This is a genomic window from Mumia sp. zg.B21 (assembly GCF_019550855.1).
Taxonomy (GTDB): Bacteria; Actinomycetota; Actinomycetes; order Propionibacteriales; family Nocardioidaceae; genus Mumia.
Genome location: NZ_JAHWCJ010000001.1, coordinates 520,410 through 546,271 on the forward strand (window position 1 = coordinate 520,410; position 25,862 = coordinate 546,271).

Here is a 25,862-nt window from a genome sequence, read left to right on the forward strand (position 1 = left end):
GCCTCGTGAGCGACCAACCCGAACCTGCTGCGACGACCACACCCGGACGCAGCCGCCGCCCCCAGCGAGACCTGAGCCGGATGGGCCTGAGCCACGACCGGCCCGAGCGTCCGCGCGTCTTCGCGTGGTGCCCCGGACCGGGCCGCACCTGTGCGCCGATCCTGGCCGCTCTGCGCGAGGCCGGGGTCGACTGCTGGATCGGCTCCCGTCGCGAGCCCGTCGGCAACTTCGAGGTCTCCCACCTCGAGGCCGACACCGATCAGGTCCGCAGCATCATCGCTTCGGTCGATCCCGACGCGGTCCCGCTGACCGTCGGACGCTGACGCGCCCCGGCCGCTTCGGCGGCCGGACGTGCAGAACCCCCGCACCCAGAGAGGGAGCGGGGGTTCTGCGGGTTCGAGACCCGATTCAGTCGGGTGTCAGAGCGGCCGGATGTTGGCGGCCTGCAGACCCTTGGGGCCCTGCTCGACGTCGAACTCGACCTTCTGGTTCTCCTCGAGCGAGCGGAAGCCCGAAGCAGCGATCGCGCTGAAGTGCGCGAACACGTCCTCGCCGCCGCCGTCGGGGGCGATGAAGCCGAAGCCCTTGTCGGCGTTGAACCACTTGACGGTACCTGTAGCCATGTTTCTCTCCTTCGGTCGTGCGCACGCTGTGTTAGCGAGCGACTGGTGTCGCGAGCACATCAACCTGGGAAAGAACGTTCCTCGCGAGCGAGGTCCAGATTCGAATCTGCGGCAATGACGTCATGCAACATCTCCGACGCTATCACCTCCTGGTTAACCGGTGGTGTCACCGCCCCGTCCTGGCCGGGTGAAGTCGGATGAGACGGGCGGTGCTGCTCTCGTCCATCTCGGCCACACCGTCGCGCGACTTGACGAAGTCGGAGAAGGAGCGGTAGCCCAGGGACTTCTCGTTGAAGGACGGATCCATCCGCTTCATCTGGCTCTTGACCGCGGAGCTGTGGAGCCAGTCAGCGTCGTCCTTCTCGTGGCCAAGACGCAGCGCGCGCTCGAGGAGACGTGTCGCCAGGTCCTGGGCGTCCTCGGGCTCGGTCTCGACGGCGTCGTCCGATCCCGGCTCGGCGAAGAGGGGCACCGTGGATCGTGCGGCCGCCTTGAGCGGGGCCTTCTTGGCGGCAGGCGCGCTGGGCTCCTCGGTGGCGGGCTCGGCCGATGCCGTCTGGGCGGACTTGGAGGTGCGCTTGCGGGTGGAGCCCCGCGCAGGCTTGTCCGGCGCCGGGGGAGGGGCCTCGACACCGGGAAGTGAGTCGTACGTCACCATCTCGTCGCACGCCGCGGCGAGCGACTTGCTCGTCGAGCCGGCCACCCCGACACCGACGACGTAGCGGCCCAGCCGCTTGCACCGCTGCGCGAGCGCGATGTAGTCGGAGTCGCCGGCGACGATCACGACGTGCGTGAGGTCGGGCAGACGGAACATGTCCTCCACGGCGTCGACCGCCAGGCGGATGTCAGCACCGTTCTTGCCGTAGGCCGCTGCCGGGAAGAGCTGGACCAGGTCCACGGCGCGGCTCACGAGCTGCCCGCGGTACTCCGCGTTGACCGGCGCCGACCAGTCGGCGTAGGCCCGTGTGAGGACCAGCGTGCCGAACGACGACGCGAAGTCGATGATGGCGCCGACGTCGACGGTCGCCCGTGCCAGCTTCTCGGTGACCTCACTGTCGGCGGCGGTCTCGTTGGTCGAGAACGCCCGCGCCTTGTCGCGCTGGAACTGGTTGCGTCCGTTCACCTGGTCGTACCGGGAGATGACGATGTTGTCGAAGTCGATGTAGACGGCGACGCGGGTTGCGCCCGGTTCAGGCATGCCTGCTCTTTCTGTCGGTGACGCGGGTGCGTCTCGTACACAGTCTGCCGGACGCTGCCGCCGTGCGGACGATGAGAGGATCGGCACATGAGTGAGATCACGGTCGGGGTGCTGGGCGCGCAGGGGCGGATGGGGTCGGAGTCGGTGCATGCACTCGAGGCGGCGGACGGCATCTCGGTGGTGGCGAGGATCGACGCCGACGAGCCCCTCGAGCAGCTCGTCGAGGCCGGTGCGACCGTCGCGGTGGACTTCACCAGCCCCGACGTCGTGATGGACAACCTGCGGTTCTGCGTCGGCCACGGGATTCACGCGGTCGTCGGCACGTCGGGCTTCGACGACGCCCGGATCGCCGAGGTCCGCGACCTTGTCGAGGCGTCACCCGGAGTCGGCGTGCTCATCGTGCCCAACTTCTCGATCGGTGCGGTGCTGATGATGCGGTTCGCCCGCGTCGCCGCGCCCTACTTCGAGTCGGTCGAGATCGTCGAGCTGCACCACCCGGACAAGGTCGACGCACCTTCTGGCACCGCGACCAGGACGGCGGAGCTGATCGCCGCGGCGCGGGCGGAGGCCGGGACGCCCCCGGTGCCGGACGCGACGACCTCCGACCCCCTCGGAGCCCGGGGAGCCGTCGTCGACGGGATCCACGTCCACGCCGTCCGTGCCCGTGGCCTGGTCGCGCACCAGGAGGTCGTGCTCGGTGACGCCGGCGAGACGTTGACGATCCGGCACGACTCCGTCCACCGTGAGTCGTTCATGCCCGGCGTGGTGGCGGGAGTGCGTGGCGTGGTGGACCGCCCGGGGCTGACGGTCGGTCTGGACGGAGTGCTCGGACTCGAGTGAGCGCTGCTGCTCAGATCAGCCTGACGAGAGCGGCGGTGAGCGCCGCACCGGCGACGACGACGAGGAACGGCGCCCGGAGCAGGAGCAGCCCCACCGCGACGCCGACACCGGCGACGCGGGCGTCGAGCACGAGGGCCTGACCGTCGGCGAACGCCTGGACCGCGACGAGGGCGCCGAGGAGCCCCACGGGGATCAGCGCCGCGACCCGCACCGTCAGCGGCCGCTCGAGGACACGGTCGGGCACCGACAGGCCGGCCAGCTTGAGCGCGTAGCAGGCGAGCGACGCGACGATCACGGCCCACCAGATCACGACGTGCCCTCCTCGGGCTCGTCACGGTGGTGACGGTGCTCGTGCGGGTCGTCCGCGTGCTCGAGAGCGTCGGCGACCTCGGCCTCGCTGGTGCGGCGGGTGAGCCACAGACCGACGAGCACGGCGACTGCACCGCCGACGATGATCGGCGCCCCCGCCGGCGTCAGCGGCACCGTCCCGATCGCCACCAGCGCTCCCACCGCCGCGACCAGCCGTTGGGGCCAGGCGGTGAGCCGGGGCCACAGCAGCGCCAGGAACGCAGCGGCGACCGCGGCGTCGAGCCCGTACGTGCGGGGGTCGCCGAGCGCGTTGCCGGCCAGGGCCCCGAGGAACGTCATGAGGTTCCACAGCACGAAGATCGACGTGCCCGTGACGTAGAACCCGATGCGGGCGTGCCGGTCGGTCTCGCGCGCGACCCCCATCGCGGTCGACTCGTCGATGACCAGCTGTGCGGTCACCAGCCGCCGCCAGCCGCGCACGCGCAGCCGCGGTGCGAGACCCAGCCCGTAGAACGTGTTGCGGCTGCCGAGGAGGAAGGCGGTGACCCCTCCCGTGACCGGGTTCCCGCCGGCGGCGACCACGCCGGCGAACGCGAACTGGGAGGCTCCGCTGAACATCAGCAGCGACAGCACGCAGGTCTGGGCCACGGTCAGCCCTGATGCGGTGCCGATGGCGCCGAAGGAGATGCCGTACACACCGGTGGCGAGGCCGACACCGAGGGAGTCGACGACGACGCTGCGGTCGCTGGGAGCGGGGACCTCAGCCGACATGCTGCGCGTGCCAGTCGAGGAGAGGGGTGAGCGTGCGCCAGTCGTCGGCCACCCGGGTGGCGAGCCCGGGAGTCTCCATCCAGCCCGGTGTGCCGTACCAGCGCATGAGCGTCAGCGTGTTGTGGCGCAGGAGATCGATGCGCGGATGGTCCGCCGGCCAGCCTCGCGGCCGGGTCTTGACCCGGTCACCACCGACCTCGAAACCCTTCGCGACCAGCGAGTCGATCAGCCGCTCGAGCGCGGAGCCCTTGCGTGGGTCGTCCACCGCCTGGCGGAACCGGTGCTTGCGGTCCGCCGTGGCGTCGTACCAGCCGGCGCCCACCCTGACGCCGGAGGCGTCGATCTGGACGTAGTAGCCGGTGGCCGGCGACGTCGAGACGAACGCGCCCTGGTGGGTCTTGTACGGCGTCTTGTCGGCACTGAAGCGGACGTCGCGATAGGGGCGGAACACCTTCGCGGGGCCGAACTCGTCGGCCAGCACCGCCGTGAGGGCCAGCATGGGACGCCGTAGGAGCGTCTCGTAGTCGTCCTTGCGGGCGGTCCAGAAGGTGCGCGAGTTGTCGTTCTCGAGGTCTTCGTAGAAGTCGGCCGCCGCGACGGAGAACCCGACCGGGCCGTGGTCGCCGTCAGTCACCGTCACCCCCGAGGGTGGTGTGGAGCCTCACCTGCTTGAGCCGGACGCTGCCGTCGCCGACGGGGTCGACCTCACGGTGAGCGCCGTCGGGAGCCCACCCCGTGCTCGCGACGAAGGCGCGCAGGGCGTCGTCGCGGGCGTCGAGCCACATGGTCGCCCGGGTGAACCGGTCGGCCCGAAGGGTGTCGGCCGCCGCCTGGAGGAGCCGGGAGGCGTGACCGGTACGCCGGTGGTCGGGCGAGACCGTCAGCTCGCTCACCTCGCCGTCGGCGACCGGGTCGGCGTCGTCGTCGGTCGAAGGGCCCGTCACGGTGAACCCGCGGACGGTGCTGTGCTCCAGGGCGACGAGGGCCCGGTTGCGTGCGTCGCCGGGACGGTCCAGGGAGGCGGCCCACTTCTCGGCGAAGAGCTCGGGCACGACCTGCTCGAGGAGCTCGGGAGGCAGCACGTCGGCGTAGCGCTCGCGCCACGCCGCGGCCTGGAGCGTCGCGATGGCGTCGGCGTCGGCGCTCCACGCGATCCGGACGCTGGTGTCGGCAGTGGTCACGCCTGCGATTGTGTCAGGTCGGTGCCGTAGCGTGACCACGTGCGCGCCTACCTCGACCTCGTCCAGCGGATCCTCGACGACGGCGTCCGCAAGGACGACCGCACCGGCACCGGCACGCTCAGCGTGTTCGGTCACCAGATGCGGTTCGACCTGCGTGAGGGGTTCCCCCTGGTCACCACCAAGAAGGTGCACGTGAGGTCGGTGGTCGCCGAGCTGCTGTGGTTCATCGCCGGCAGCACCAACACCGCCTACCTCAAAGAGAACGGCGTCTCGATCTGGGACGAGTGGGCTGACGAGCAGGGTGAGCTGGGCCCGATCTACGGCTACCAGTGGCGGTCCTGGCCGACGCCCGACGGCCGCCACGTCGACCAGCTCCAGGGCGTGGTCGACGCCATCGTGGGCGACCCCGACTCGCGCCGCCACATCGTGAGCGCCTGGAACGTCTCCGACCTCCCCGACATGGCGCTGGCGCCGTGCCACACGATGTTCCAGTTCTACGTCGCGCCTGGGGCCGACGGGGGCCCGGGCCGTCTGTCGTGCCAGCTCTACCAGCGATCCGGTGACGTCTTCCTCGGAGTGCCCTTCAACATCGCCTCGTACGCGCTCCTCACGCACATGGTCGCCCAGGTGACCGGCCTCGAGGTGGGCGACTTCGTCCACACGCTGGGTGACGCGCACCTCTACGTCAACCACCTCGACCAGGCGCGTGAGCAGCTCACGCGCGAGCCGCGCCCGCTGCCGCAGCTCGAGCTCGACCCGGGCGTCACCTCGATCGACGGCTTCACCCTCGACGCGGTCACGGTCACCGGCTACGACCCCCACCCGGCCATCAAGGCCCCCATCGCCGTATGACGCTCGATCCGGGCAGCGACGACGACACAGGGCGCGGCGGCCACCGTGCCCGCATCACGCTCGTCGCCGCCGTCGGGACCAACGGCGTGATCGGTCGAGACGGTGGTCTGCCGTGGCCCCCGACCGGTGATCTCGCTCAGTTCAAGGCGCTCACCACCGGCCACGTCCTGGTGATGGGTCGCAAGACGTGGGACTCGATCGGGCGGCCCCTCCCGCATCGCACCTCCGTCGTGGTGACGCGGCGCACGGGCTGGAAGGGACCGGACGAGGTCGTCGTCAGCCACGACGTGGACGGCGCACTCGACCTGGCATCCGAGCTGGACGACGAGGTCTTCGTCATCGGAGGGGAGCAGCTCTACGCGCAGTCCCTCTCGAGAGCAGATCGCATGGTCCTCACGCACGTCGACGCCGCCCCGCCTGGCGATGCCTGGTTCCCCGAGGTCGACTGGTCGCAGTGGCGCGAGGCCCAGACCGTGCCCTACGAGGGCTACCGGATCGTGACGTACGAGCGGGTGTGACCCAGATCACACGAGACAGTTCCCGATCAGGTGTAACACCGACGAGGGCTTCGACGATCTCCCCAGTGTCCCGGTCCTGTCCGGGCCCCCGAACGGACAGGATCGGGACATTCCATGTCCGCTTCCGGAGCCGGCGGCCGGTGCGGCGCTCGGTGTGTGGCGCCGGGAGCACAGCGCCACCCAGGCGGTAGCGTGGTCCACATGACCTCACCGCTCGCTTCTCCTGCGGCCCCGTTCGGCCGGGTGCTGACGGCCATGGTGACTCCGTTCGCCCCCGACGGCGCCCTCGACCTCGACGCCGCCGCCAAGCTGGCCTCGTACCTCGTCGACCAGGGCTCCGACGGTCTCGTGGTCAGCGGCACCACCGGCGAGTCACCCACGACCAACCCGGAAGAGGACGGTCAGCTCCTGACGGCGGTCCTCGAGGCCGTAGGAGACCGTGCGTCGGTCGTCGCCGGCGTGGGCAACAACGACACCCGCGCGTCGGCCCGCCTCGCCCGCCAGGCCGCGGCCGCAGGTGCTCACGGGATGCTTCTCGTCTCGCCGTACTACAACAAGCCGCCGCAGGCCGGGCTCGTCCGCCACTTCACGACCGTCGCCGACGCCGGCGGCGGCGTGCCTGTGATGCTGTACGACATCCCCAGCCGCTCGGTCGTCCGCATCTCCACCGAGACCTACGCCGAGGTCGCCCAGCACGAGGCGATCGTGGCCGTGAAGGACGCCGTCGGCGACCTCGCCGGCGGTGCTGCCGTGATGCGTGACACCGGGCTCGCGCTCTATTCGGGCGACGACGCCCTCAACCTCGCATGGCTCGTCACCGGCGCCGCCGGCGTGGTGTCGGTGGTCAGCCACGTCGCCGCGGCGGAGTACGCCGCGATGGTGCGCGCGGTCGACGACGGCCGCCTCCGTGACGCCCGTGCGATCAACGAGCAGCTGCTCGACGTGGTGGCCGCTGTCATGCCGCCAAGCTCCCAAGGCGCGATCATGTCCAAGGCAGCGTTGCAGCTGCTGGGTGTGATCGACGACCGGACTACGCGTTCGCCCTACGTGGACGCGACTGACGAGCAGGTGGCCGAGCTGGCACGCGTGCTGCGTGACGCCTCCCTGCTGAAGGACTGATAAATGAGCCATCCTCATCCCGAGCTCGGCGCACCGCCGGAGCTCCCCGCCGACGGGCTGCGCATCATCGCGCTCGGCGGTCTCGGCGAGATCGGTCGCAACATGACCGTCTTCGAGCACGCCGGCAAGCTCCTCATCGTGGACTGCGGCGTCCTCTTCCCCGAGGACCACCAGCCAGGTGTCGACCTGATCCTGCCCGACTTCTCGCCGATCCGGCACCGTCTCGACGACATCGTCGCGATCGTCTTGACCCACGGTCACGAGGACCACATCGGTGGCGTCCCGTACCTCCTGCGCGAGCGCGGCGACATCCCGCTCGTCGGATCGCGGCTGACGCTCGCCCTGGTCGACTCCAAGCTCCGCGAGCACCGTCTCAAGGACGTGCCGAAGTACGTCGTGGCCGAGGACGACACCCTGTCGCTGGCGCCGTTCGACCTGGAGTTCATCGCGGTCAACCACTCGATCCCAGACGCTCTCGCCGTCGCGATCCGTACCGAGGCCGGCCTGGTCATCCACACCGGCGACTTCAAGATGGACCAGCTTCCGCTCGACGGCCGCATCACCGACCTGCGGGCGTTCGCGCGGCTGGGGGAGGCCGGGGTCGACCTCTTCCTCACCGACTCGACCAACGCCGACGTCCCGGGCTTCACGACGACCGAGCGTGACATCTCGCCGGTGCTCGACCGCGTCTTCGCGCAGAGCCAGCAGCGCATCATCACGGCCTGCTTCGCCTCGCACGTGCACCGCGTCCAGCAGATCCTCGACGCCGCGGTCAAGCACGGCCGCAAGGTCGCCTACATCGGCCGCTCGATGATCCGCAACATGCAGATCGCGCGCGACCTCGGCTATCTCCACGTCCCCGACGGCGTGATCGTCGACGGCCGCAAGATCTCCGACTACCGGCCCGAGGAGCTCGTCCTCGTGTCGACCGGGTCGCAGGGCGAGCCGATGGCGGCGCTGTCGCGGATCGCGGCCAACTCGCACGACTCCGTCCGCATCGAGCCCGGTGACACGGTGGTGCTGGCGAGCTCGCTGATCCCCGGCAACGAGAACGCCGTCTACCGCGTCATCGACGGCCTCATCCGGCTAGGCGCTCGCGTGGTGCACAAGGGCAACGCCCTGGTGCACGTCTCCGGCCACGCGTCGGCGGGCGAGCTCCTCTACTGCTACAACATCGTCAAGCCGAGCAACGTCATGCCGGTCCACGGCGAGATGCGTCACCTGCACGCCAACGCAGCGCTGGCGCGGGCGACGGGGGTCGAGCACGACCGCGTCGTCATCGCCGAGGACGGGTTCGTGGTGGACCTCGTTGACGGTCGCGCCAAGGTCACCGGGAAGGTCGACTGCGGCTACGTCTACGTCGACGGCTCGTCGGTCGGAGACATCACCGAGTCCGAGCTCAAGGACCGGCGGATCCTCGGCGAGGAGGGCTTCGTCTCGGTCATCGTGGTCATCGACTCCTCGAGCGGCAAGGTCGTCAGCGGTCCGGAGATCCAGGCTCGCGGCTTCGCCGAGGACGATTCGATCTTCACCGAGATCGTGCCCCGGATCGAGCAGGCGCTGGCCGACGCCGTCAGCGACGGCACGTACGACACGCACCAGCTCCAGCAGATCATCCGCCGTACGGTGGGCCGCTGGGTCTCGGGAGCGCACCGCCGGCGCCCGATGATCGTGCCCGTCGTCCTCGAGGCCTGAGAGACGTCTCGGCGGCCTCTCGTGGCGGCGGCGGTTGTCCGCCGCCCGTGAGGTCGTCCGAGCCGTCCGGTCGGACCCTGGGGCCACCCAGGGGGTGAGTTCTCCCCGCTTCGCACTGGCCGGCCGCAGGCTCGCCAGGCGGTCAGTCGGCCGGACCTGCCTGTTCGCGACGTTGGAGCTCGGCGGTGATGTCGGCGAGGTCCTTGAGCAGCTCCGCGTCGCTGCGATCAGCGAGGGCACCACCGCTCGGGTCGGCGCCGTCCGACGGAGCGAGGACCGGCCCGGCTCCGTTGCCGTCGACCCCGGCCTGCGCGCCGCACTGGATGGTGCGGCCGTCGAGCGCCTTCAGGCACGCTTCACCCTCGCTGGGGATCTCGATCCGATACGCGGGAGAGATCACGTCGGCCGCCTCCATCCCGAGCGTGGCCACCCACATGTCGGCGCTCGTGGGGACGACCTCGAGCATCGTGGCCTTGCGGGTCGCGAGGACGGAGACGTTCTGGAAGTTGGTCAGCGTCTTCGAGATCCGGCCGCGCAGTCCCGACTCCGCCGGGACCTTGTGGACGGTCAGCGTGGCAAGTCTGCCCGGCTCGGTCCTGTCCGCCGCGATCGTGGAGACTCCGACGATCGACTGGGACCCGGAACGGTCGCTCGATGCACGGGTCAACGGCGTCACGTAGTCCATCCCGCCCTTGGCGCGGACGAGGGCGAACTCACCGGTGTTGGCGGCCCCCGCCTCGCCGACGGCGTCGCTGTCGGCGTACCCGGAGCGGTGCCTGACGTAGTCCCAGAACGACCCAGCGGCTCGTGTCGACTCGCGCTGCTCGGCAGCGAGCGAGATCGGATAGACCGGCCCGTCGATCCCCTTCGCGGTCTTGTCGACACGGACGCTCCCGTCGGTCTCGACGATCGCGACGCCGGCGGGGACCTGGTGCGACGCCCAGTGACCGCTCCACCGCGTGAGGGGCACGACGATCCTGGCTCCGTCGCCGTCGCACAGCCCGAACATGTCGGACTCGTCCCACACGACGGGGGCGAAACGGCCCCAGGTGTCGACGACCTGCCCGGTGATCGCGCGGCCGAGGTTGTGGCTGAACTTCCCGCCGAACTTGACCCCCGAGTGCTCGTCGTCGAAGGCGCACGACGTGTACTCGCCGTCGGTGTCGCGGGAGACGACCTTCGCGTACCCCTTGTTCCATCCCTTGCGGGGGACGATCGCCGTCCACTCACCGTCGACGTGCTTGATCGCGGTGGCGCGGTCGGACGCGATCACGTCACCGATGCCTTGTGAGACGTTCGACCTCGCCACCTCGTACGGCTCACGAACCTCGTACCCGCCCTGAGGGTCGTCGGTCTCCACGACGGACGCCTCGTACACGCCCTTCGCTGCGTGCCATCCGACGGTCAGCGTCGAGTAGACCCCGAAGGCCACCCATCCGACCGTCAACGCGATCACGAGCACGACCATCCGCCTCCCGCGCAGGTCGGCGACGAGCGCAAGCAGGACCAGGAGCACCGCGGTGAGCGTCACCGGCGCGGCGGCGTTGTAGGCGACGCCGCGCAGGAACCCGAACCAGTACGGGGCGATGAACAGCAGCGCGAGGCCGATCAGCGCGAGAACCGCGTAGACGATCAGCAGCGCCGTGGTCACCGGAAGGCGGAGGCCGGCCTCCTTGCCTCTGCGCTTGTCGAGACGTGCACGCGCATACGCTCGCGGGCCATTCTTCTTGTCGGCGTCGCGACGACTCACGTGTGCCTCTTCCGCTGCGGGACGATTCGCCGGTCATCTTCGCAGCAGCGGATGGACGGACGGAGACCGCCACCGTCCCGAGATGATCTGGCCCGCTCAGCCGTCGCGACCGGCATCCTGCTCGACGTCGCGGTCGGCGCGCAGGCGGGCGTTCTCGTCCTCCAGCTCGAGGACCATGGTGATGCCCGCGAGGTTGAGCCCCGAGTCGAGCAGCGCCACGATCCGCCGGAGCCGTACGACGTCGTCGTCGCTGTAGCGACGCGTGCCGCCGCTGGTCCGGGCCGGTGCGACCAGACCTTCGCGCTCGTAGACGCGGAGGTTCTGGGCGGCTGTGCCCGCGAGCTCGGCGGCGACCGAGATCGCGTAGACCGCGCGGTCCCGCGCTCGACCAGTCATCTGTCGACCCCTCTTGCATCATCTTCAACTCTGCGGTATATAAAAAGTGTAACAGCCAATATAGGTCATGCGTAGGCATGAAAGGTTCTGTGGAGGTGATGATCATGCTCATGCGCACCGATCCGTTCCGTGAGCTCGACCGTCTGACTCAGCAGGTCTTCGGGACCGCCGCTCGTCCGGCCGGGATGCCGATGGATGCGTGGCGCGAGGGCGACTCGTTCGTCGTCGAGCTCGACCTGCCGGGCGTCGACCCGGGCTCGATCGACATCGACGTCGAGCGCAACGTCCTGACGGTCCGCGCCGACCGTCCGGCCCGCGAGGGCGTCGAGGAGCTGATCGCGGCCGAGCGTCCGCGCGGTGTGTTCAGCCGGCAGCTCATCCTCGGCGACACGCTCGACACCGAGCGCGTCGAGGCGCGCTATGCCGACGGGGTGCTGCGGGTGACGATCCCTGTCGCGGAGAAGGCGAAGCCGCGCAAGGTCGAGATCCAGCACGGCGAGGACACCAGCCGCGCGATCAGCGCCTGACCGACGGCGGGGGCGGGGGCCCACTGCGGGCCCTCGCCCCCGCGCGTCCGCACGACGACGAGGTGGGCCCGCGACGAGCAGCCCGTCGCACGGCGTGGGCTACCGGACGGGTGCGGCTCTCAGGCTTAGAGTCGCCCCCATGGCGAGCCGTACGTCTTCCCCACCGCGAGGGTCGTCCAAAAAGAACTCGCGGTCGTCCGGTGGCCAGGGCCGTCGTCCGCAGCAGCGTGGGCAGGGTACGACCAGGCGTCGTCCCGCTCCGCCGCCGCGTTCGGGTCCTGGTCCGGTCCTGCATGCCCTCAGCGCGCTCGGGAGGGGGATCGCGGCGCTCTGGATGGGCCTGGCCCGCATGCTCGGCGCGATCGTGCGGAGCGTCGGGCACGCTGCTCGTGACCTCGAGCCGGAGCACCGTCGTGACGGTGTCGGGCTCGTCCTCATCGGCGCCGGCGTCGTCGTCGTCGGCGCTGTGTGGTTCCAGGTCGACAGCCCGTTGACCAAGGCGGTCGGCGAGGCGGTCTCCAACAGCGTCGGCCTGCTCGCCTGGACCGTGCCGCTGGCGCTGTTCGTCGCCGGTGGACGCACGATGCGCAACCCGGAGGCCAACGGGCCGCCCGGACGTCAGATCATCGGGTGGGCGTCGTTGTCGGGTGGAATCCTCGGCATCGTCTCCATCGCCAACGGCATCCCTGCGCCGTCGGAAGGCGACGGGGCGGGGATCCGCGATGCCGGCGGCGCGATCGGCTACGGCGTCTCCAAGCTCCTCGACGACCTGCTGCGCACGCCGTACGTGACCGTCCCGCTGCTGGTCCTCCTCACGTTCTTCGGCCTGCTGGTCATCACCGGCACCCCGGTCTACCGGATCCCCGAGCGCCTCCGCTCGGCGCGCGACCTCCTCATCGGTGCCAAGCACGACCCGGCCGGCGAGGACGAGGACGCGGCCGCTCCCCAGTCGGGTCGCAGGCGACCCTCGAGGGGTGGCCCCGGCAGCGACGTCCCGTACGACAACCCGCTGGTCGGCGGGCCCGGCGACGAGCCGACGGTCGCGACGCCGACCCGCAAGGGCAAGGTGCAGAAGTCGCCCGAGGACGACGACACCGTCTCCGTCACCCCGGCGGCCGCCGCCAAGGACGACGAGCCTGTCGAGCTCCCGCCCATGACGCCGCTGCCGGCGCGCGCTGAGCAGCTCGCGCTCTCGGGCGACATCGTCTACACGCTCCCCGCCAACGACATGCTGCGCGAGGGCACCCCGCACAAGGCGCGCACCGCCGCCTCCGACGCTGTGGTGGCACGGCTGACCACCGTGCTCGAAGAGTTCAGTGTCGATGCGGAGGTCACCGGCTACACGCGTGGTCCGACCGTCACGCGCTACGAGATCGAGCTCGGCCAGGGCGTCAAGGTCGAGAAGATCACGGCGCTCGCCAAGAACATCTCCTATGCCGTCGCCTCCAACGAGGTGCGGATCCTCTCGCCGATCCCGGGCAAGTCCGCGATCGGCATCGAGATCCCCAACACCGACAAGGAGACCGTCTCCCTCGGAGACGTGCTGCGCTCCAACCGGGCGCGCAGCGACCATCACCCGATGGTCGTCGGGCTCGGCAAGGACGTCGAGGGTGGCTTCGTCGTCGCCAACATGGCCAAGATGCCGCACCTCCTGGTGGCCGGTGCCACAGGCTCGGGCAAGTCGAGCTTCATCAACTCGATGATCTCCTCGGTGCTGATGCGGGCGACCCCCGACGAGGTCCGGATGATCCTCGTCGACCCCAAGCGCGTCGAGCTCACCGCGTACGAGGGCATCCCGCACCTCATCACGCAGATCATCACCAACCCGAAGAAGGCGGCGGAGGCGCTGCAGTGGGTCGTGCGCGAGATGGACATGCGCTACGACGACCTCGCCAACTTCGGGTTCCGGCACATCGACGACTTCAACAAGGCCGTCCGCGCCGGCACGGTCAAGGTGCCGCCGGGCAGCGAGCGCAAGCTGGCTCCCTATCCGTACCTCCTCGTCGTCGTCGACGAGCTCGCCGACCTAATGATGGTCGCCCCGCGCGACGTCGAGGACTCGATCGTCCGCATCACCCAGCTCGCCCGCGCCGCCGGCATCCACCTCGTGCTCGCCACCCAGCGGCCCTCGGTCGACGTCGTCACCGGTCTGATCAAGGCCAACGTGCCCAGCAGACTGGCGTTCGCGACCTCCTCGCTCGGTGACAGCCGTGTGATCCTCGACCAGCCCGGCGCGGAGAAGCTGGTCGGCGGCGGTGACGGGCTGTTCCTCCCGATGGGCGCCAACAAGGCGGTCCGCATGCAGGGCGCCTGGATCACCGAGAAGGAGATCCACGAGGTCGTCCAGCACTGCAAGGAGCAGCTCCAGCCGGTCTACCGCGAGGACGTGACCGCGCCCCAGGCCAGCAAGCGCGAGATCGACGACGACATCGGTGACGACCTGGAGCTCGTGCTGCAGGCTGTCGAGCTGGTCGTCAACACCCAGTTCGGGTCGACGTCGATGCTCCAGCGCAAGCTGCGCGTCGGATTCGCGAAGGCGGGTCGCCTGATGGACATCCTCGAGTCCCGCGGCGTCGTCGGGCCGAGCGAAGGATCGAAGGCACGTGACGTGCTGATCAAGCCCGACGACCTCGACGAGGTCCTGGAGACGTTGCGAGGGGAGTGACATGACGGATCACCTGGAGGAGGAACGTGCCGCGGCGGAGCCGATCGGCGGTGCGGTGATGCGTGAGGAGGTCCTCGAGGTGCGCCGCAGCGCGGGCGCGCTCGCGATGGTCGCCGTCGGCGCGGCCGCACTCGCCATCCTGTACGGCGTGCGAGCGGTCGGCGGCTCGCCGGTCCTGGCACTGATCGTGCTCGTGCTCGCTGCCATCGCGGTGGTGGCGGGGGCAGCGTGGTGGGACGCACGCAGCCCGCTGCTGGTCGCCGACGGACTGGGCGTCCGGTTCCGGCACGACCGTGAGTGGCGTGGTCTCCCGTGGGGTGAGGTCGACCATGTCGTGCTCGTCGAGCCGAGCGGACTGCTCCGCGACGGCGCCCTCGAGGTCGTGGCCCGCGACGGGACGGCGTACGTCGTACCCCTGGGTCTCGCCGTCCGCGTGAGCGACGCCGACATCGCGCAGGCACTCATTGCGCTCTCCGGCGACGAGCATCTCCTCGTGCGCCAGGCGCCGCAACCAGAACCCGACGCCCGTGAAGGGGAGGTCGCGCCGGCCGAGCCCGAGCCGGATGAGCCCTCGGCGCGCGAGGCGGAAGCCGCCCCGCGGCCAGCGCCCGTCCCGCAGTCTGACGTCCACCGGGAGCCGCCCGAGGTCGCTGGTCACGACGTGCCACGGACAGCCTCGTCGAGTCCTCTCGATGGCGGTCCCTCCGCGCCGGCGCGGATCGATCTCGGTCTGGTCCAGAGCGCCGGTTCGTCGGCCTTGGCGCCTGGGTTCCGCGTGGTGACCGCCCTGCGGGCCAGCGGCGGCCGTCCCGAGCTCGTGATCGACCGTCCGATCGAGGAGTCGGCGCGAGCCGACACGGCAGGGCGGGCAGATCCCGTCACCGAGGTCGCACCCGCCACTGAGCGTGTCCCGGAGACCGACGCCCCTGCGCCGCCCGGGCCTGGCGCCGAGCCGGCCGAGCCCGTCCTGGGCACGATGCTGCGCGAGGCTCGCGGGCGTGCCGGCGTGAGCATCGACGACCTCGCCGCCCGCACCCAGATCCGCCCGCACGTCATCGAGGCCCTCGAGGACGGCGACACCGGGGTCTGCGGGGGCGACTTCTACGCCCGCGGGCACCTGCGCGCGATCGCCCGCGTGCTCGGCACCGACGCCACACCCCTGGTTGGGGCCTACGACGCGTCGTACGCCCAGGGGCCGGTCCCGGCCCGCGCGGTGTTCGAGGCGGAGCGTTCGACCGGCGGGCAGACGATCCGTGTGGCGCGCGGTGGCCGCAGCTGGGTTGCCCTCACCGTGGTCGTCCTCGTGCTCGCGATCATCTGGGGGATCGGCCAGCTCGTCGTCGGGGGCGAGGGGGACGCGCCTCCGGCCGCCGTCCCGACCGACGCCGCACCCGCTCCGGCGGACCCGTCGGCGCTCGCCGGCCTCGGAGCGCCGACGACGAACCACCTGGTCATCCGTGGCAAGGAGCGCAAGCCCACGAAGGTCACGGTCACCGACGCACGAGGCACCACGGTGTGGTCCGGTGAGCTGGCGAAGTCCGAGTTCCGGCGGGTCAGCGTGGTCGGGCCGGCGAAGGTGAGCCTCGGGCGCGCAGACGCGGCCACGGTGGCCGTCAACGGAGGCAAGGCCCGCCACCTGGAGGAGGGCTCCGGCAAGGTCAGCGCCACCCTCGGGAGGTCTTGAGGCGTGCCGCTAGGCTGGGCAGAGGCCCGCGGCCGCCGGGTCACCGACGGACCGGCCGCCCCTGTGAGCCGCCCGAGGAGACACGATGAACGGCACGCCGACGTCCGCCGCCGCGCAGACGCCGAGCATCTACAACATCGCCAACGCGCTGACCGTTCTCCGGATCGCGTTCGTCCCGGTGTTCGGTTGGCTGCTGCTGATCGACGGTGGCGAGAGCACCGGCACCCGGCTCGTCGCCTGGGCGGTGTTCGTGGTCGCGATGGCCACCGACCGCATCGACGGCAACCTGGCGCGGAGCCGTGGTCTGATCACCGACTTCGGCAAGATCGCCGACCCGATCGCCGACAAGGCGCTGACCGGGATGGCGTTCGTCGGTCTGTCGATCATCGGTGCGCTCCCGTGGTGGGTCACCATCATGGTGCTCGTGCGCGAGTGGGGCATCACGGTGATGCGGTTCGCCGTGCTCCGCTACGGGGTCATGCCGGCCTCCCGTGGTGGCAAGCTCAAGACTGTCCTCCAGGCGGTCGCCCTCGGCATGTACCTGTTCCCGATCGAGGCGCTGCTGCCCGACTGGACGATGTGGCTCGCGTACCTCACGATGGCGGCTGCCGTCGTCGTCACCATGGTCACCGCCGTCGACTACATCGGGCAGGCCGTCCGCATGGTCCGCGGCTCCCGGTCCGCGAGACGCTCTGCGGATCAGGTGCCCGGCGAGCCGCGCTGAGGCTGCCGTGACGTCGTCGGTTGACGTGCCGGCCCTGGTCGATGCGCTGCGACAGACGGGCGCGACCGTCGCTGCGGCAGAGTCCCTGACCGGTGGTGCAGTGTGCGCGCGGCTGGTCGACGTCCCAGGGGCGTCCGACGTCGTCCGCGGCGGAGTGGTGGCGTACGCCACGGAGCTCAAGGCGACGCTCCTCGGGGTCGACGAGCTCCTTCTCGCCACCCGCGGACCGGTGGATTCAGCCGTCGCCGAGGCGATGGCTGCCGGCGTCCGCGAGCGGCTCGACGCGGTGTACGGCCTCGCGACGACGGGGGTCGCGGGGCCTGGCCCGAGCGACGGCCAGCCGGCGGGCACCGTCTATGTCGCCGTCGCCGGGCCACAGGGCTCGAGGTGGGAGCGGCTCGCGGTCGAAGGTGACCGAGCGGTCGTCCGGAGCACCACGGTGGACGCGGTGCTGGCGTTGCTGGCCGACGTCCTCGGTGTCGACTGAGCGACCATGAGGCAGTCACTCGGCGGTCCGTTCCCCCTAGGGAACCTGGTGCGCCTAGAGTGGTGGGAAGAACACGGCTCGACGAGGAGTTGTACCAAGTCCGAGAGCGGAGGTGTGAGATGACGGTGCTGCGACGTCTGATCGGTGAGGTCTTGCGGGCCCGGCGGATGGCCAGAGGGCTGACGCTGCGCGACGTCTCCGCCGCCGCGCGGGTCTCCTTGGGATATATCTCCGAGGTCGAACGCGGTCAGAAGGAGCCGAGCTCCGAGCTGCTCGCTGCCCTCTGCGACGCTCTCGACGTCCCGATGTCACAGGTCCTGCGCGACGTCAGCGCCCTCCTGGAGATCCAGGAGCAGTCGACCCTGGAGGCGTCGATCGCCCTGTCTCCGGAGTCCGACTCCATCGGCGTGCGCTGATCCTCCCACCGCTTATCGGCGTTCAGGGGCCGGGCGGTCGGGCGCCGGCTGGCAGCGCGGGCACCAGTACGTGACGCGCTCCTCCACGCCCCCGGTCTGCGTGACCACAGGCGCGCGCCGCTCGACGCGGGCGCCGCAGCGGCGGCACGGCTCACCACCTCGGCCGTAGACCCACGTGCGCTCACCCCGACGGCGTACGCCGGTGGTCACGATCTCGGGGAAGTCGCGGTTGACGAGCAGCATCCGGCGCACCGTCCGGACCGTACGGCCGAGATCGGGGTCGTCGGCCACCGTGAGGTCGGGATGGAGACCGCGCACGAACATGACCTCGTTGCGATAGACGTTGCCGATCCCGGCGAGGTTGCCCTGGTCGAGCAAAGCGTCGGCAAGAGGGCGGTCGGGGTCCGACCGCAGCCGCCGCAGAGCCTCGGCCGCGTCGAGCTCCGGGTCGAGCAGATCGGGTCCGAGTCGTGCGACGACCTGGTCCTCCTCGTCGCGAGTCAGCACCGCCACGACGCCGAGCGCGAACCCGACGGCCTGGACCGACGCCGTCTCGAGCACCAGCCGAGCCTCGTGGGCAGGGCGACGCCATCGCGCGCCGCGGGCGTACACGTCCCACCTGCCCTCCATCTTGAGGTGCGTGTGGATGCTGAGGTCACCTACGTGCGCGAAGAGGTGCTTGCCCCGGCTCACAACCTCGTGAACGGTCTCGCCCGAGAGGTCCACGGTCGCGAAGTCGGGCACCCGGAAGTCGCTGCGGACGAGCGTCCGGCCGCCGAGCGCCTCGTCGAGCCGTCGGGCCGTCCGCCAGACCGCGTCTCCCTCGGGCACGCTCAGCCCCGGATGCGCAGGCCGCGCGGGGTCGCGTGGAAGCCGGCCTGGGCGAGCGCGTCGCCGAGCGGGGTCCCGAGCACGGCCTCGCCGTCGGCCCGCTCCACCATCAGGCGACCGAGCGCCCCGTCGCGCACCGCGGTGGCGAGCGCGTCGATGGCGGGCTGGAGCCTTGCCGCACCCTCGGGGTCGCCGAGGTCGTCGAACGTCAGGAGGGTGCGGCCGCCCCGCTCGACGTACAGCGACAGCGCGCCGTCGACGAGCACGACCAAGGCCCCCGCCTTGCGCCCGGGGCGATGACCTCCCTCGGTCTCGGGCCACCCGAGCGCGGCACCGTACGGGTTGGCAGGATCGGTCGCCGCGAGGGTGACGGCGCGCCGCTCGGGGTCCTGGCCCGGCTCGCGCGAGTAGGAGCGGAGGCGGTCCACGGAGCCCGGCGTCGCGAACTGGGCTGCGCCGAGGCCCTCCACAAAGTAGCCGCGCCGAGCCCGGCCGGCCTCCTCGAACCCGCTCAGCACCTTGTAGACGGCGGCGAACCCGCCCGGCACGCCCTCGGCGACGGCGGTGCCGCGCGTGACCAGACCATGACGCTCCAGGAGCTGCTCGGCCTGCGCGTGCGCGCGGACGGTCGGGTTGTCCTCGGTCCGGGGCACCAGCGCCCAGCGGCCGCCGACGGTCGGCGGGGCCGTACGGGAGGGCATGGTCGGGCGGACGAAGGACGGCGCGCGGCGCCCGCGCAGGCGGGGGGTGGTGCGGGCCTGCCGATGGCTGGTCCGCCCCACCCCGACGAGCGCCCGCAGCGGAGCGAGGGTGTCGTTGGTGAGGTAGCCCGCCCAGACGAGGTCCCAGACCGCGTCGGCCAGCTCGCTGTCGAGCACCGTCGGTAGGCCCTCGCCGGAGCCGGTCGCGAACGCCTTCACGGCCTCGGCCAGCTGTCGGAAGAAGTAGGCACCGCCTGACTGGACAACACCGAGGACAGCCTCCTGGAGCGACGTCAGCTCGAGCTCGACCGGCGGCGCCAGGGTGAGCGGGGCGGTGTCGGCCAGGTGGAGCGAGACCCAGCCGTCGTTGCCCGGCAGCCCTCCGGCACCGGACCAGAGCACCTCGCCCGCCGCCGTCAGCTCGTCGAGCATGGCGGGGGAGTAGTCGAGGACTCGCGAGCCCAGCACCAGCGGCTCGAGCGCGGAGGCCGGGACGGAAGCGCCGGCGAGCTGCTCGACGGCCGTCACGAGACCGTCGATGCCACGCAATCTGCCGCCGACGTGCTGCCACGCGGGCAGGAACCGGCCGAGCGTCTCGGGCGAGACCGGCTCGACCTCCTTGCGCAGGGCCGCGAGCGAACGCCGCCGGAGCCGTCGGAGCACCTCGGCGTCACACCACTCAGAGCCACCCGCCCCCGGGGTGAACTCTCCCTCGCTGACCCGACCGCGGCCGGCGAGCCGGCGCAGCGTCTCCGAGACCACCGCGACGCCCAGGCCGAGACGCTCGGCCACGTCGCCGGCGACGAAGGGAGCGTGGGTGCGCGCATAACGAGCCACGAGGTCGCCGAGCGGGTCGTCGACGGGCGCCAGGAACGCGTCGGGCACCCCCATCGGCACCGGGACACCGAGCGCGTCGCGCAGCCGGGCGGCATCCTCGACCGCGACCCACCACTGACGGCCGGCGAAGCTCACCCGCAGGATCCGGCGGGCCTCGGCGAGCTCGACCAGCCACGCCGCGGAGGCGGACGGCTCGGTGCTCCGCTCCGCGACCTCCTCCGACGTGAGGGGACCGAGCAGTCGCAGGAGGTCGGCCACGCCCTCTGCGCCCCGGGCTCGACGGTCGGGCACCAGGCGCTGGAGCTCTGCCTCGGTCTGGGCCAGCACGCCCGCGTCGAGGAGGTCGCGCAGCTCGGCCCTCCCGAGGAGCTCCGACAGCAGGGACGAGTCGAGCGACAACGCTGCCGCACGCCGCTCGGCGAGCGGAGAGTCGCCCTCGTACAGGAAGGCCGCGACGTAGCCGAACAGCAGCGACTTGGCGAAGGGTGAGGGCTCCTGCGTCTCCACGTCGACGACGCGCAGGCGCCGGCTCTCGAGGTCGCGCATCATCTGCACCAGCGACGGCACGTCGTACACGTCCTGGAGCACCTCGCGGACGGTCTCCAGCACGATCGGGAACGTCGGGTAGCGGCGGGCGACCTCGAGGAGCTGGGCGGCGCGCTGGCGCTGCTGCCACAGCGGGCTGCGCCGACCGGGATCGCGGCGGGGGAGCAGCAGCGCTCGGGCGGCACACTCGCGGAACCGGGCCGCGAACAGCGCCGAGCCCCCGACCTCCTCCGTGACCAGGTCCTCGATCTCCTCCGGGGTGAACGCGAAGAGCTCCCCGCCCGGAGGCTCGGCGTCGGTCTCCGGGAGGCGTACGACGATGCCGTCGTCGCTGGCCATGCTGGCCGAGTCCAGGCCGTAGCGGTCACGCACACGCGCGCCGACGGCCAACGCCCACGGCGCGTGCACGGCGAGTCCGAGTGGTGAGTGGAGCACGAGCCGCCAGTCGCCGAGCTCGTCGCGGAACCGCTCGACGACCAGCAGCGTGTCGTCGGGGACCCTCCCGGTCGCCGCGCGCTGCTCGTCGACCAGCGCGAAGAGGTTGTCGATGGCGTAGGCGTCGAGGCCCGCCGCCTCGCACCGGGCGCGCGCCTGCGGCCGGTCGCCGGTGGCCATCACGCGGGTGAACGCGCCGAGCGCACGCCCCAGCTCGATCGGGCGCCCGGGGTTGTCTCCGCGCCAGAACGGCAGCCGGCCGGGCTGGCCGTACGCGGGGGAGACCAGCACACGGTCGTGCGTGATGTCCTCGATCCGCCAGCTCGTGGCACCGAGCGCGAACACGTCGCCGACCCGCGACTCGTAGACCATCTCCTCGTCGAGCTCACCGACGCGCGCGCTGCCTTGGGCGGTCGACTGCGCGCCGACCAGGTAGACCCCGAAGAGACCGCGGTCGGGGATGGTCCCGCCCGAGGTGACGGCGAGACGCTGGGCGCCGGGGCGGCCGGTGATCGTGCCGGCGACGCGGTCCCACACGATCCGCGGGCGGAGCTCGGCGAACTCGTCGGACGGATAGCGGCCGGCGAGCAGGTCGAGGGTCGCGTCGTAGGCGGACCGGGGGAGGGTCGCGTACGGGGCGGCGCGGCGCACCGTCTCGTACAGGTCGTCGACGTCCCAGCTCTCCAAGGCGCACGTGGCCACCACCTGCTGGGCGAGCACGTCGAGCGGGTTGGTGGGGACCGACAGCTCCTCGATCGCCCCGGCCACCATGCGTTCGATCGTCACGGTCGCCTCGAGGAGGTCGATGCGGTGCTTGGGGAAGACGACGCCGCGCGAGACCTCTCCCACCTGGTGACCCGCCCGTCCCACCCGCTGGAGCCCGCTGGCGACCGACGGTGGTGACTCGACGTGGACGACGAGATCGACGGCACCCATGTCGATGCCGAGCTCGAGGCTCGAGGTGGCCACCACGCACGGGAGCCGCCCGGACTTGAGGTCGTCCTCGATCAGCGCCCGCTGCTCCTTGCTGACCGAGCCGTGGTGGGCCCGGGCCAGCAGCGGTGAGGCGCCCGCCGCCGTGCCCGACTGCGCCGGTGTCGCGGCGGCCGGGGAGCCCGTGTCGGGGAGCTCGACGCCCAGCCTCTCGGCGTGGATCTCGTTGAGTCGTGCAGTGAGGCGCTCGGCCAGGCGGCGCGAGTTGGCGAAGACGATCGACGACCGCGCCTGCTCGACCAGGTCGACGACGCGCTCCTCGACGTGGGGCCAGATCGACGCCTGGTCGCGGACGTCGGGCTCGCCCTCCTCGGCCTCTCGCACCGGGGGCGCCGTCATGTCCTCGACCGGGACGACGACCGAGAGGTCCCAGCGCTTCTCCGACTCGGGTGCGACGACCCGCACCGGGGCGGACCCCGCGAGGAAGCGAGCCACCTCCGCGTGCGGGCGTACGGTCGCCGACAGGCCGATCCGCTGGGCCGGCTGCTCGAGGAGCGCGTCGAGCCGCTCCAGGGTGAGAGCGAGGTGGGCGCCTCGCTTGGTGCCCGCGACGGCGTGGACCTCGTCCACGATCACGGCCTCGACGTCTCGCAACGTCTCGCGGGCGGCCGAGGTCAGGACGAGGAAGAGCGACTCGGGCGTCGTGATGAGGACGTCCGGGGGACGGGTGGCGAGTGCTCGGCGCTCGGACGGTGTGGTGTCGCCGGAGCGGACTCCGACGGTGATGTCGCGTGGCGCGGGGGACTCCCCGGCGGCGGCCAGCCTCGTGGCGGTCTGCGTGATCCCGACCAACGGGGCACGCAGGTTGCGCTCGACGTCGACGGCGAGCGCCTTGAGAGGGGACACGTAGAGGACCCGGGTGCGTCGCTTGGGGTCGTCGGGCGGCGGACCGGTGATCAGCCGGTCGAGTGCCCACAGGAAGGCGGACAGGGTCTTGCCGGACCCCGTGGGGGCGACGACGAGCGCGTTGCGGCCGTCGGCGATCGCGTCCCAGGCGCCGGTCTGCGCGGTCGTCGGCGCGGGGAAGGCGCCGCGGAACCACGCCGCGGTGGCAGGGGAGAAGCGGTCGAGCACATCGGGCACCCGTCCATCATCGCGCGCAGGGGTGACAGTTGCGGGGCGCGTGGGGCCGATATGGACAAGACAGCCTCCGTGCGAATCCTTAGGGTCGGACGGGTGACCGAGGCGATGCTCGAGGCTCGAGGACTGCGCAAGGCGTACGGCGACTTCGAGGCCGTACGCGGGATCGACGTGACCGTGCAGCGGGGTGAGGCGTTCGGGTTCCTCGGTCCCAACGGTGCGGGCAAGTCGTCGACGATGCGCATGGTGGCGGCGGTGTCGCCGATCAGCGGCGGCTCCCTGCGGATCCTCGGGATGGACCCCGCGACCGACGGGCCTGCCATCCGCGCACGGATCGGGGTGTGCCCGCAGGAGGACTCGCTCGACGGCGACCTGACCGTCCGCGACAATCTCGTGGTCTATGCCCGCTACTTCGGGATCAGCCGTCGCGACGCGGCCCGCAAGGCCGACGAGCTGCTGGAGTTCGTCCACCTCACCGAGAAGGCCGACGGCATGGTCGAAGACCTGTCGGGTGGCATGAAGCGGCGCCTGACGATCGCCCGCTCGCTCGTGAACGAGCCCGAGGTGCTCCTCCTCGACGAGCCCACCACCGGTCTCGACCCGCAGGCGCGACACGTGGTCTGGGACCAGCTCCACCGTCTCAAGCAGACCGGGGTGACCATCGTCTTGACGACGCACTACATGGACGAGGCCGAGCAGCTGTGCGACCGGCTCGTCGTCATGGACAACGGCGTGATCGCCGCAGAGGGCTCGCCGTTGTCGCTGATCGCCCGCTACGCGACCCGGGAGGTCGTCGAGCTGCGCATGGGCGTGGGCGAGAACGACGACGCCGCTGCCCAGGTCGGTGATCTCGCCGAGCGCGTCGAGGTGCTCCCGGACCGGGTTCTGCTCTACGTCGCCGACGGCGAGAAGGTCCTCGAGGAGGCGGTGGCGCGCGGGCTGGAGCCGCTGAGCACGCTCGTGCGCCGCTCGTCCCTGGAGGACGTGTTCCTGCGCCTGACCGGACGGGCGCTGGACGAGTGAGCACCACCGGCACACGCCCGACCGCAGGTGTCCGTACGCCCACGGGGACGCCGACCGCCTGGCAGGCGTTGGTGCGTCAGGTGCCGTACTACACGACCGTGGTCCGACGGACATGGCGCGGCTCGGCCTTCTCGTACACGGTCCTCCCCGCGCTGGTGCTGGCGTCCCTCGGCCTCGGGCTCGGCGGCTTCGTCGATGACGGGACCCAGGGCGGTGGCGAGGGTACGGCGGCACTCGGTGGCCTGTCGTACCTCGCCTACATCGCTCCCGGCATGGTCGCGGTCACCGCCGTGATGGCCGGCGCCGGGGAGAGCACGTTCCCGGTCTATGCGGGCTTCACCTGGAACAAGATCTACTTCGCGATGCGCTCCACCTCGTTGCAGGTGAGGGACATCGTCAACGGCGTGGTCGTCTACGTCGCGGTTCGCGTGCTGATCGCGGTCGGGCTGATCACGGTGGTCGTCGCGCTCTTCCAGGTGATCGGCAGCGTGCTGGGCGCTGCGGCGCTCGTGGGCGCGGCCGTCCTCGTCGGCGCCGCCCACGCGGCACCGATCATCGCCTACGCCGGATGGGCGCACGAGGACACCGCGCTCGGGCTGGTGTACCGCGTGGGGGTGATCCCGATGACCCTCTTCTCCGGTGCGTACTTCCCGGTCGAGCAGCTCCCCGCCGTCGTCGAGGCCGTCGCGAAGGCGCTCCCGGTGTGGCACGGGGTCGAGCTGTGCCGGATGGCGACCACCGGCGACGTCACGTCCGCCGCGTGGGTCCATGTCCTCTACCTGCTGGTGGTCACAGGCGTCGGCTGGGCGCTGGCACAACGGCAGTTCGACCGACGGCTGGGGAGGGTCTGATGGTCTCGACGACAGCGCTGCGGCGTACGGGGCCGTCCCGCACGCCACGGCCGAGCCCGTACCCGCTGCTCGAACGCCACGTCCGCGTCTATCGTCGCGCGCCGGTGGCGTTCGCCTCGGGATTCCTGGAGCCGCTGTTCTACCTGCTCTCGATCGGTGTCGGGATCGCGGCGCTCGTGGGCGAGGTGACCCTCGACGACGGGCGCACCATCGGCTACACCGCCTTCCTCGCACCGGCGATGCTCGCGACGCAGGCCATGAACGGCGCGATCTTCGACGCGACCTTCGGGTTCTTCTTCCGGCTCAAGTACGAGAAGCTCTACGACGCCGTGCTCGCGACCCCGCTGCGACCGGTGGACGCCGCGGTCGGCGAGGTGCTGTGGGCGACGACCCGGGGATCGGCGTACGCCGCCGTGTTCGTGGTCATCATGGTGGCGCTCGACCTGACCTCCTCGTGGTGGACGGTGCTGGCCCTGCCGGCCGCACTGCTGGTCGCGTTTGGGTTCGCGTCCGCGGGGCTCGCTCTGACCACGTGGATGCGGTCGTGGCAGGACTTCGAGTTCATCCAGGTGGCGATCATGCCGATGTTCTTCCTGTCGGCGACGTTCTATCCGCTGTCTGCCTATCCCGAGGGCATGCAGCTGCTCGTGCAGGTCACGCCGCTCTATCAGGCCGTCGACCTGATCCGGTCCTTGACGACCGGCGACGTGGGCCCGGGGCTCCTGCTGCCGGTGGCCTACTTCGTGGTCATGGGCGTGCTCGGCCTGCGCGTCGCCGGGCGCCGGGTCGGGCTGCTGATCCTGCGGTGAG

The 25,862-nt window shown here is 71.2% G+C and carries 25 protein-coding genes; 15 read left to right on the forward strand and 10 right to left on the reverse strand.

The features are described from left to right. The first annotated feature begins 5 nt into the window (after nt 1-5). Nucleotides 6-323: a hypothetical protein gene (locus tag KV100_RS02625; protein ID WP_220341347.1), complete on the forward strand. Its 318-nt coding sequence runs from the start codon at nt 6-8 to the stop codon at nt 321-323. A 96-nt stretch (nt 324-419) separates the two neighbouring features. On the opposite strand, the gene KV100_RS02630 is transcribed toward KV100_RS02625, so the two are convergent. Next, on the reverse strand, nt 420-623 hold the full coding sequence (locus KV100_RS02630) for a cold-shock protein (protein ID WP_220341348.1): 204 nt from the start codon (nt 621-623) through the stop codon (nt 420-422). 166 nt (nt 624-789) lie between these two features. Further along, on the reverse strand, nt 790-1,821 hold the full coding sequence (locus KV100_RS02635; RefSeq protein WP_220341349.1) for an NYN domain-containing protein: 1,032 nt from the start codon (nt 1,819-1,821) through the stop codon (nt 790-792). 87 nt (nt 1,822-1,908) lie between these two features. Between KV100_RS02635 and dapB the strand changes: the two genes are divergently transcribed. Then, nucleotides 1,909-2,661 carry a 4-hydroxy-tetrahydrodipicolinate reductase gene (gene dapB / locus KV100_RS02640; RefSeq protein ID WP_220341350.1) on the forward strand — a complete coding sequence of 251 codons (753 nt, stop codon included), beginning with the start codon at nt 1,909-1,911 and terminating at the stop codon, nt 2,659-2,661. Nucleotides 2,662-2,671: 10 nt separating this feature from the next. Here the strand turns inward: dapB and KV100_RS02645 are convergent, their stop codons facing one another. From KV100_RS02645 to KV100_RS02660, 4 genes are read right to left on the reverse strand one after another with little or no spacing between them, the layout of a single operon-like run. Then, entirely contained in the window at nt 2,672-2,971 is a 300-nt protein-coding gene (locus tag KV100_RS02645) for an AzlD domain-containing protein (protein WP_220341351.1), read from the reverse strand. Beyond that, complete coding sequence (locus tag KV100_RS02650) at nt 2,968-3,741, reverse strand: AzlC family ABC transporter permease (protein ID WP_220341352.1); 774 nt, start codon at nt 3,739-3,741, stop codon at nt 2,968-2,970. Before KV100_RS02650 ends, KV100_RS02645 begins: the two co-directional genes overlap by 4 nt. Further along, entirely contained in the window at nt 3,731-4,375 is a 645-nt protein-coding gene (locus KV100_RS02655; protein WP_220341353.1) for a DUF2461 domain-containing protein, read from the reverse strand. The genes KV100_RS02650 and KV100_RS02655 overlap by 11 nt, the downstream gene beginning before the upstream one ends. Next, complete coding sequence (locus KV100_RS02660) at nt 4,368-4,922, reverse strand: GNAT family N-acetyltransferase (RefSeq protein ID WP_220341354.1); 555 nt, start codon at nt 4,920-4,922, stop codon at nt 4,368-4,370. The genes KV100_RS02655 and KV100_RS02660 overlap by 8 nt, the downstream gene beginning before the upstream one ends. Nucleotides 4,923-4,961: 39 nt before the next feature. On the opposite strand from KV100_RS02660, the gene KV100_RS02665 reads away from it, so the two are divergent. From KV100_RS02665 to KV100_RS02680, 4 genes are all read left to right on the forward strand, one after another. Next, complete coding sequence (locus KV100_RS02665; RefSeq protein WP_220341355.1) at nt 4,962-5,774, forward strand: thymidylate synthase; 813 nt, start codon at nt 4,962-4,964, stop codon at nt 5,772-5,774. After that, a complete protein-coding gene (locus tag KV100_RS02670; RefSeq protein WP_220341356.1) occupies nt 5,771-6,292 on the forward strand; it encodes a dihydrofolate reductase in 522 nt (173 codons plus the stop codon). Before KV100_RS02665 ends, KV100_RS02670 begins: the two co-directional genes overlap by 4 nt. Before the next feature lie 201 nt (nt 6,293-6,493). Beyond that, nucleotides 6,494-7,411 carry a 4-hydroxy-tetrahydrodipicolinate synthase gene (dapA, locus tag KV100_RS02675; protein WP_220341357.1) on the forward strand — a complete coding sequence of 306 codons (918 nt, stop codon included), beginning with the start codon at nt 6,494-6,496 and terminating at the stop codon, nt 7,409-7,411. A 3-nt stretch (nt 7,412-7,414) separates the two neighbouring features. Then, on the forward strand, nt 7,415-9,106 hold the full coding sequence (locus KV100_RS02680; RefSeq protein WP_220341358.1) for a ribonuclease J: 1,692 nt from the start codon (nt 7,415-7,417) through the stop codon (nt 9,104-9,106). Nucleotides 9,107-9,248: 142 nt separating this feature from the next. On the opposite strand, the gene KV100_RS02685 is transcribed toward KV100_RS02680, so the two are convergent. Next, nucleotides 9,249-10,856, reverse strand: a complete 1,608-nt coding sequence (locus KV100_RS02685; RefSeq protein ID WP_220341359.1) for a hypothetical protein — start codon at nt 10,854-10,856, stop codon at nt 9,249-9,251. Between the two features lie 96 nt (nt 10,857-10,952). Next, nucleotides 10,953-11,252: a MerR family transcriptional regulator gene (locus KV100_RS02690; protein WP_220341360.1), complete on the reverse strand. Its 300-nt coding sequence runs from the start codon at nt 11,250-11,252 to the stop codon at nt 10,953-10,955. A gap of 104 nt (nt 11,253-11,356) precedes the next feature. Here KV100_RS02690 and KV100_RS02695 point away from each other — a divergent pair, with 104 nt between their 5' ends. The 6 genes from KV100_RS02695 (at nt 11,357) to KV100_RS02720 (ending at nt 17,755) form a co-directional block, all read left to right on the forward strand. Further along, nucleotides 11,357-11,779 carry an Hsp20/alpha crystallin family protein gene (locus KV100_RS02695; RefSeq protein ID WP_220342471.1) on the forward strand — a complete coding sequence of 141 codons (423 nt, stop codon included), beginning with the start codon at nt 11,357-11,359 and terminating at the stop codon, nt 11,777-11,779. 139 nt (nt 11,780-11,918) lie between these two features. Next, nucleotides 11,919-14,444 carry a DNA translocase FtsK gene (locus tag KV100_RS02700; protein WP_220341361.1) on the forward strand — a complete coding sequence of 842 codons (2,526 nt, stop codon included), beginning with the start codon at nt 11,919-11,921 and terminating at the stop codon, nt 14,442-14,444. A gap of 1 nt (nt 14,445) precedes the next feature. Further along, a complete protein-coding gene (locus KV100_RS02705) occupies nt 14,446-16,128 on the forward strand; it encodes a helix-turn-helix domain-containing protein (RefSeq protein ID WP_220341362.1) in 1,683 nt (560 codons plus the stop codon). 85 nt (nt 16,129-16,213) lie between these two features. Continuing rightward, a complete protein-coding gene (pgsA, locus tag KV100_RS02710) occupies nt 16,214-16,852 on the forward strand; it encodes a CDP-diacylglycerol--glycerol-3-phosphate 3-phosphatidyltransferase (RefSeq protein ID WP_220341363.1) in 639 nt (212 codons plus the stop codon). A 7-nt stretch (nt 16,853-16,859) separates the two neighbouring features. Beyond that, entirely contained in the window at nt 16,860-17,339 is a 480-nt protein-coding gene (locus KV100_RS02715) for a CinA family protein (protein ID WP_220341364.1), read from the forward strand. A gap of 119 nt (nt 17,340-17,458) precedes the next feature. Continuing rightward, complete coding sequence (locus KV100_RS02720) at nt 17,459-17,755, forward strand: helix-turn-helix domain-containing protein (protein ID WP_220341365.1); 297 nt, start codon at nt 17,459-17,461, stop codon at nt 17,753-17,755. Nucleotides 17,756-17,767: 12 nt separating this feature from the next. Here the strand turns inward: KV100_RS02720 and KV100_RS02725 are convergent, their stop codons facing one another. Both KV100_RS02725 and KV100_RS02730 read right to left on the reverse strand, forming a co-directional pair. After that, nucleotides 17,768-18,586: a DNA-formamidopyrimidine glycosylase family protein gene (locus KV100_RS02725; RefSeq protein ID WP_220341366.1), complete on the reverse strand. Its 819-nt coding sequence runs from the start codon at nt 18,584-18,586 to the stop codon at nt 17,768-17,770. A gap of 2 nt (nt 18,587-18,588) precedes the next feature. Continuing rightward, nucleotides 18,589-23,181, reverse strand: a complete 4,593-nt coding sequence (locus KV100_RS02730) for an ATP-dependent helicase (RefSeq protein ID WP_220341367.1) — start codon at nt 23,179-23,181, stop codon at nt 18,589-18,591. Nucleotides 23,182-23,286: 105 nt separating this feature from the next. On the opposite strand from KV100_RS02730, the gene KV100_RS02735 reads away from it, so the two are divergent. The 3 genes from KV100_RS02735 to KV100_RS02745 are packed head-to-tail and all read left to right on the forward strand — an operon-like array spanning nt 23,287 to nt 25,861. Further along, nucleotides 23,287-24,201 carry an ABC transporter ATP-binding protein gene (locus tag KV100_RS02735; RefSeq protein WP_255559289.1) on the forward strand — a complete coding sequence of 305 codons (915 nt, stop codon included), beginning with the start codon at nt 23,287-23,289 and terminating at the stop codon, nt 24,199-24,201. Beyond that, nucleotides 24,198-25,052, forward strand: coding sequence for an ABC transporter permease (locus KV100_RS02740; RefSeq protein ID WP_220341369.1), 855 nt, complete (start codon nt 24,198-24,200; stop codon nt 25,050-25,052). Before KV100_RS02735 ends, KV100_RS02740 begins: the two co-directional genes overlap by 4 nt. Beyond that, nucleotides 25,052-25,861: an ABC transporter permease gene (locus tag KV100_RS02745; RefSeq protein ID WP_220341370.1), complete on the forward strand. Its 810-nt coding sequence runs from the start codon at nt 25,052-25,054 to the stop codon at nt 25,859-25,861. The genes KV100_RS02740 and KV100_RS02745 overlap by 1 nt, the downstream gene beginning before the upstream one ends. Nucleotide 25,862: the final 1 nt, after the last annotated feature.

Excerpts from the sequence above, each read along its gene's own strand:
- KV100_RS02670 (WP_220341356.1), top strand. The coding sequence starts at position 5,771 with ATGACGCTCGATCCGGGCAGCGACGACGACACAGGGCGCGGCGGCCAC.
- KV100_RS02735 (WP_255559289.1), top strand. The coding sequence starts at position 23,287 with ATGCTCGAGGCTCGAGGACTGCGCAAGGCGTACGGCGACTTCGAGGCC.
- KV100_RS02695 (WP_220342471.1), top strand. The coding sequence starts at position 11,357 with ATGCTCATGCGCACCGATCCGTTCCGTGAGCTCGACCGTCTGACTCAG.
- KV100_RS02705 (WP_220341362.1), top strand. The coding sequence starts at position 14,446 with ATGACGGATCACCTGGAGGAGGAACGTGCCGCGGCGGAGCCGATCGGC.
- KV100_RS02680 (WP_220341358.1), top strand. The coding sequence starts at position 7,415 with ATGAGCCATCCTCATCCCGAGCTCGGCGCACCGCCGGAGCTCCCCGCC.
- dapA (WP_220341357.1), top strand. The coding sequence starts at position 6,494 with ATGACCTCACCGCTCGCTTCTCCTGCGGCCCCGTTCGGCCGGGTGCTG.
- KV100_RS02635 (WP_220341349.1), bottom strand. The coding sequence starts at position 1,821 with ATGCCTGAACCGGGCGCAACCCGCGTCGCCGTCTACATCGACTTCGAC.
- pgsA (WP_220341363.1), top strand. The coding sequence starts at position 16,214 with ATGAACGGCACGCCGACGTCCGCCGCCGCGCAGACGCCGAGCATCTAC.
- KV100_RS02700 (WP_220341361.1), top strand. The coding sequence starts at position 11,919 with ATGGCGAGCCGTACGTCTTCCCCACCGCGAGGGTCGTCCAAAAAGAAC.
- dapB (WP_220341350.1), top strand. The coding sequence starts at position 1,909 with ATGAGTGAGATCACGGTCGGGGTGCTGGGCGCGCAGGGGCGGATGGGG.
- KV100_RS02690 (WP_220341360.1), bottom strand. The coding sequence starts at position 11,252 with ATGACTGGTCGAGCGCGGGACCGCGCGGTCTACGCGATCTCGGTCGCC.
- KV100_RS02650 (WP_220341352.1), bottom strand. The coding sequence starts at position 3,741 with ATGTCGGCTGAGGTCCCCGCTCCCAGCGACCGCAGCGTCGTCGTCGAC.
- KV100_RS02745 (WP_220341370.1), top strand. The coding sequence starts at position 25,052 with ATGGTCTCGACGACAGCGCTGCGGCGTACGGGGCCGTCCCGCACGCCA.
- KV100_RS02720 (WP_220341365.1), top strand. The coding sequence starts at position 17,459 with ATGACGGTGCTGCGACGTCTGATCGGTGAGGTCTTGCGGGCCCGGCGG.
- KV100_RS02630 (WP_220341348.1), bottom strand. The coding sequence starts at position 623 with ATGGCTACAGGTACCGTCAAGTGGTTCAACGCCGACAAGGGCTTCGGC.